Origin of the sequence: Pararhizobium sp., from assembly GCF_035497515.1 — a bacterium.
Lineage (GTDB): Bacteria > Pseudomonadota > Alphaproteobacteria > Rhizobiales > Rhizobiaceae > Pararhizobium.
Map to the genome: position 1 here is coordinate 1 of NZ_DATJDJ010000223.1, position 5,829 is coordinate 5,829.

Consider the following 5,829-nt stretch of genomic DNA (forward strand, 5'->3'; position numbering starts at 1 on the left):
CTCACGGCCATGTAGACGGCTGCGATGGTGAACCATATTTCGAAGCTCATATAGGTATTGGAGATGATGTTTCGGCCGATTGTCGTGAGTTCGGCCACCGCGATAACGCTGACGATGGCTGAGCTCTTCACAAGCCCGACAATCTCATTGGTCATCGGCGGCAGGACGAAGGGAACCGACTGCGGCAGCACGATGTAGCGATATATCTGGCCATCGGTCATTCCGATGGAATGGGAAGCCTCCCACTGGCCGGGCGAGACGGCATTGATCCCGGCGCGAAAGATTTCGGATATCGTTGCCGCATGGAACGCGCCGAGACAGGCAATGCTCGCCGAGAACCTGTCCAGACCGAAGATCGGTCCTATTACGTAGTAGAAGAGGTATAGTAGCACCAGCAGCGGGATGTTGCGCACGATCTCAAGATAGCCGATCGCAACGGCGCGGCCGACCACCAGGCTGGACAGCCGCAACAACGCGACTCCAAGGCCAAGCAAAAGCGCTACGACGAACGAGGCGCCCGTGATTGCCAGGGTGCCGAGGAGCCCGATTGGAATTTCGCCCAGCTCGAAGCCGTCATTCGTGAAACGGAAGAAGTAACGGGGAACACGATACCACTGCCAGTTGTATCCCATTGCCCGCGAGCCATCATAGGCCAGATAGATGATCAGGCCGACAATCAGGACATAGACGGCCACCGCGACCGGACGCGTCGCCATGAGCCGCGACAGTGTCCACGCCTTGCCCTTCATCGCAACCGATGCCGGCATGCTCGCAGCCTCTTGGTTCACCACCGCCATCAGTGCTGCAGGACCTTGTCGAGGAACAGTCGGCAGCGCTCGCTGGACGGATTGGAGAAAAATTTCTCCGGCGGCGCCACTTCGACGATCTGGCCGGCCTCCATGAACACCATGGTATCGGCGACCTTGCGCGCAAAGCCCATCTCGTGCGTCACGCAGACCATCGTCATTCCAGAGGCGGCGAGCTCCACCATGACATCGAGAACTTCGTTGATCATCTCGGGATCGAGCGCCGATGTCGGCTCATCGAACAGCATGATCCGCGTTTCCATGCAAAGCGAGCGGGCGATGGCGACGCGTTGCTGCTGGCCACCGGAGAGCTGGCCTGGATATTTGTCGGCCTGCTCCGGAATGTGCACGCGCTCGAGATATTTGCGCGCCCGCGCGATAGCCTCCTGCTGCGGGATTTTGCGCACGCGGATCGGCCCGATGGTCAGATTTTCAAGGACCGTCAAATGCGGAAACAGGTTGAATTGCTGGAACACCATGCCGACGTCCTGCCGGACGGCCCGGATGTTCTTCATGTCATCGTTCAGCTCGACGCCATCGACGACAATACGGCCGGCATCGTGCTTCTCCAGGCGGTTGATGCAGCGGATCATCGTCGATTTGCCCGATCCGGACGGCCCGCAGACGACGACCTTTTCGCCTGCGCGCACGTTCAAGGTCACGCCCTTGAGCGCCTGAAACTGATCATAATATTTATCGATATCGATGAGTTGAATGACGAACGGATCGGCCGAAGGCGGTCCGACGGAAATTGCACTGGAGTTTCCGTTCACCGTCATGATTCGGTGGATCCGGAATAATAGCCGACAACATCACCGGCAGTGGACACGCCCAGTCCATTGAGCAGCCGGTTGACATAGTTGAAGTAGCCGACGATCTGGTTGATCTCGAGAATCTGACCATCGTCAAGGCCATGCCGCCGCAGAGCGATAACGTCGGCTTCTTCCATATCGCCGACAGCGACTGTCAGCTTCTCCGCATAACACATGGCGGCCAGTTCCCGGCCCTCGAAGGCCTCCTCCGGCTTGCGCGCCCGCAACGCCTTCTCGATCACATCAGCCCGCTTGTCATCGGCGATCAGATGACGGGCATTGGCCCAGTGATTGGCCCATGAATACCGGCAGTTGTTGAGAATGGAGACGTAGGAGCTGATCGTTTCCTGCAGCCACATCGGCAATGTGTTGGCGTCGTCATGAAGGGCCGCCCGATAGAGGCTCACATGGCCCTTCATCGTATTGGGACGCAGGGAATGCACCCGCATCACATTGTCCACGGTGCCATGCGGCGTGCGCGCCAGCTTCAGGACCTCGAGCAGCTCAGCGTCAGCCTCGCCATCGGAAATCATCTTGATCCAGGCTGTCATTACGTCTCCTCGTGGCGTCAGGCGCGAATCGGCAATGTTGATACGCCGCAATCATCCCACTGCGCCGAGCGGAGCGGAAGCAGAAGATTCCGCGTCGATCAGCCGCTGAAGATGCAGCCTGAACAGCTTCGCGCCCGCATCGAGCCCAAGATCGATATTGGGCGATGTCTTGCGCTTCATGCCGTTATGCACGGCGACAAGCACCTCGCGATCTTCCTCGAAGGCCATCCGGGCGCCGGCGTTCATCTTCTCGGAGATCGCCTTGTCCTGTGGATCAGTATTGCGATGCTGGAACCAGAAGTAGCGCGAGCGATTTTCATCGATCGGCGTCATGAAGTTGTACGAGATGTTGACATAGGTCTTGTCAACGGGAGGCGCATCCGGGCCGCCGGTGCCCGCCGGCGTGTAGATCGACTTGTTCAACGCAATGGCCGGGAAGCACATTTCGTAATGCTGAAGCCGATCGCATGCGCCCTCGAAGCGCACCAGCCCGGCATAGTAGGGCGACGGCATGTTGCCGTAAATCCAGCGCGAAACAAGCACGCCCCGATCCGTCTTGGCAACGGTCAGGGGCTGATCGTCGGTGCCGGCGCCGGCAAAGGAGCCGACATGCACCCAGGCCACATGGCTCGGGTCAAGCAGATTGTCGCAAATCCAGAGATAGTTGCAGTCGATGTCGAGCACGCCGCCATCGGTGCAACCCCAGCTCGGATTGTCGAAGTTGGCTATCGGGAAAATCTTGTCGGGATCGGCCAGCGCCGGGTCACCCATCCATATCCACACGAAGCGGTAGCGATCGACGACAGGATAGGATTTGACCATTGCGCGAGCTGGAATCTGGCCGCGCTGTGTCGGTGCGTCAACGCATGCGCCGGCACAGTCAAAGGTCAGCCCATGATATCCGCACTCGACAGTGTCGCCCAGCAGCCGGCCTTTCGACAGGGGCAATTTCCGATGCGGGCAGGCATCTTCCAGCGCCACCGGCGAGCCATCCTCCTTGCGATAGATGACGATGTTTTCACCAAGGAAGGTCTCTGGCTTCAGCGCGCGACCGAAATCCCTGCTCCACCCCGCCACATACCACGTATTTCTTAGATACATGCCTGGTTGCCTATCGGTAAGCGGCTCACCCCGCCTGCTTCGGTTCCGATCACACTAGTCCGATCCAGCCTGCCGGCCCAATATTTGAATTATTATGACAGGCATTAGGAAATCTAACGACAAATGCCATTGCCATGCGTCGATTCGCGCCACTCCGCGCCGCATGGCGCCATCAGGTGACGCCAAGCGCCGAGAGCGGCGAGCCAGGCGTGGCGATGTCGTCGGATCGCGGCGACAGGCCGGCCTTCAGCCACCGCCTCGCGGTCATGAAGGAGCGCGCGTCGTTCAGCGCATCGACCGCAATCAGCCTCTCATTCTGATAATACCAGAATGATCTGGTCTCGCCGTCACGACGCCCGACAACCGAGTCGTAGCCTGTATTCAGTCCTGCAATCTGCATCTTCACATCGTACTGGTCCGACCAGAACCAGATGTCGGGAATATAGGCTTCGCCTCCTCCCAAAATCACATCGGCGACCGCCTCTGCCTGCGCAATCGCATTCGGCACGGATTCCAGCCGGATCCGGCGGCCTTTATATGGAAATGAACAACAATCCCCCGCGGCAAAAACCGCCGGATCGGAGGTTCTGCCGAAGGCATCCACCTCAATGCCGTTGTCGCTATGGAGACCCGATCGTTCCGCCAGCTCTGCGTTCGGCTGAACGCCGATACCGACCAGCACAAAGTCGGCACCGATCTCGCGGCCGTCCAGAAGTCTTGCCCCCGCAACGGCATGATCACCGAGCAGCCTGTCGAGACCGACGCCTTCGATGAGGGTGACCCCATGGTCCTCATGCAAGGCGCGGAAGTAGTCGGACGTCTGCGGGGCGGCCACCCTTTGAAGAATGCGGCTCGAGGCCTCGACCAGCGTCACCCGCAAGCCGCGCGACGCGGCGACCGCGGCAGCCTCCAGTCCGACATATCCGCCGCCGATGATCACCACGCGCCGCCCGGATACGAATTCGGGCGCCATCGCATCCGCATCGGCCAGACTGCGCATGGAGTAAACGCGTTCGAGTTCGCCACCCAAATGGGCGGGCAAGGTACGCGGGCGCGCTCCGGTCGTCAGCACCAGGCAGTCATAGGCAATTGCGCCCCCATTCGCCTCTACGTGCTTGGCAGCCCTGTCGATGCCGGCGACCCTCGTTCCGATGCGCACGGCAATCTCCTGGTCGCGATAGAAGCTTTCCGCGCGCAGCAGCAGCCTCTCGGCGTCATATTCGCCTGTAAGATATTTCTTGCTCAGCGGCGGGCGCTGATACGGCAAGGATGGTTCCTCGCCCAGAATCGTGATGGCGCCGTCGAAGCCCTGGCTGCGCAGACGCGCCGCGGTCGACAATCCCGCCTGCCCGGCTCCGACGATGACGAGACGCTTCACGGCTGGTTCTCGGGTCAAACCCGCGTCTCGGGTGTCGTCACGCACAGGCCGTCATGATCCACAGTCAGCTTGATCTGGCACGAGAGCCGCGAGGCGTTGGTGATCTCCGCCGCGGCAAACTCCAGCATGTCGCGCTCCTCCACGGCAACGGATTGGCCGCGATGATCGGTGAAAGTCACCCGCGGCATGCGGCTTGTCCTGCACAATGGACGGCTTCAGCGTCGCCGGCCAGCCGTGCAAAAGATGAAAACATCCTGACGTGCATACTCACCTGCGTTGAACAACGATTGCCGGGCCATATTAGGTCGGCAGGCGGTCCAGCCCAATCCTCATGTGATTAATGCAGGCATTAGTTCATCTTAATTCGGCCAGATAAGTCTCGGCTTGCTCCCTGAACAGCCAATCACGGAAACAGCGCACTCGTTCAGTCTTCATGGCGCCCTTGGGGCAGACGAACCAATAGGCGAAGTTCGAGATAGCGTAACCGCCGAACGGCTGCACGAGGCTGCCATTCAGCATCGCGTCGGCAACCAGCGGATCGCGTCCCATCGCCACGCCCTGCCCTTGTATGGCGGCCTGCACGACCATGTTCGATTGTCCGAAGCGGCGGATGCGGGCTGGCGTCGGCAGCGATTGACCGGTCTGCTCCGCCCAGAAGTTCCAGGACGGCGGATCGCCTATCGCGTAATTGAGCTCATCGACCAGCAATGTGTGCTGCGTCATATCCGCGAGGTCGCGCAAAGGGGGGTTTCTCCCTGCCAATAGCGAGGGGGCACAAACAGGAAACACCCGCTCCCCTATCAGACGCTCCACGTGCAATCCAGGATGATTGCCCAGCCCATACAGAATCGCCAGATCCACTTGCCCCGGCATGAGCTTCGCCGAAGACGCATCCGTCGAGATCGAGACCGGCATGTTGGAATACAGCTGGTCGAACTTGATCAGCCGCGGGAACAGCCACATGACGGCAAAGCCCGGAACGCAAGAAACGGTGATCGTCTGGTCGGCGCTTCGTTTGCTGCGCAGTTTTTCGCACAACTCGCTGATCTGCCCGACGCCGCTCGAAATCGCATCGGCGAGCAACTGGCCTTGTTTCGTCGCTGTCGTGCTTCGTGCTCCCCGCACCAGAAGCGGCTGGCCGATCCATTCCTCCAGGGCTTTTACATGCTGGCTGACCGAAC

Annotated in this window: 7 protein-coding genes; all 7 read right to left on the bottom strand. The window is 60.0% G+C overall.

The window, feature by feature from the left end; all coding sequences use genetic code 11:
• On the bottom strand, positions 1–767 hold a 767-nt coding region (locus VL202_RS23450), incomplete at its 3' end, for an amino acid ABC transporter permease (RefSeq protein WP_325466467.1).
• A 29-nt stretch (positions 768–796) separates the two neighbouring features.
• Positions 797–1,585: an amino acid ABC transporter ATP-binding protein gene (locus VL202_RS23455; protein WP_325466468.1), complete on the bottom strand. Its 789-nt coding sequence runs from the start codon at positions 1,583–1,585 to the stop codon at positions 797–799.
• Positions 1,582–2,169: a peroxidase-related enzyme gene (locus VL202_RS23460; RefSeq protein ID WP_325466469.1), complete on the bottom strand. Its 588-nt coding sequence runs from the start codon at positions 2,167–2,169 to the stop codon at positions 1,582–1,584. Before VL202_RS23460 ends, VL202_RS23455 begins: the two co-directional genes overlap by 4 nt.
• 51 nt (positions 2,170–2,220) lie before the next feature.
• Positions 2,221–3,270, bottom strand: coding sequence for an aromatic ring-hydroxylating dioxygenase subunit alpha (locus VL202_RS23465; RefSeq protein ID WP_325466470.1), 1,050 nt, complete (start codon positions 3,268–3,270; stop codon positions 2,221–2,223).
• A 172-nt stretch (positions 3,271–3,442) separates the two neighbouring features.
• The gene (locus VL202_RS23470; RefSeq protein ID WP_325466471.1) at positions 3,443–4,648 is read right to left on the bottom strand and encodes an NAD(P)/FAD-dependent oxidoreductase; all 1,206 of its coding nucleotides are present in this window, start codon (positions 4,646–4,648) and stop codon (positions 3,443–3,445) included.
• A gap of 14 nt (positions 4,649–4,662) precedes the next feature.
• Positions 4,663–4,836 carry a hypothetical protein gene (locus VL202_RS23475; protein WP_325466472.1) on the bottom strand — a complete coding sequence of 58 codons (174 nt, stop codon included), beginning with the start codon at positions 4,834–4,836 and terminating at the stop codon, positions 4,663–4,665.
• Between the two features lie 166 nt (positions 4,837–5,002).
• Positions 5,003–5,829: LysR substrate-binding domain-containing protein (locus VL202_RS23480; protein ID WP_325466473.1), on the bottom strand; the 827-nt coding region annotated here is incomplete at its 5' end.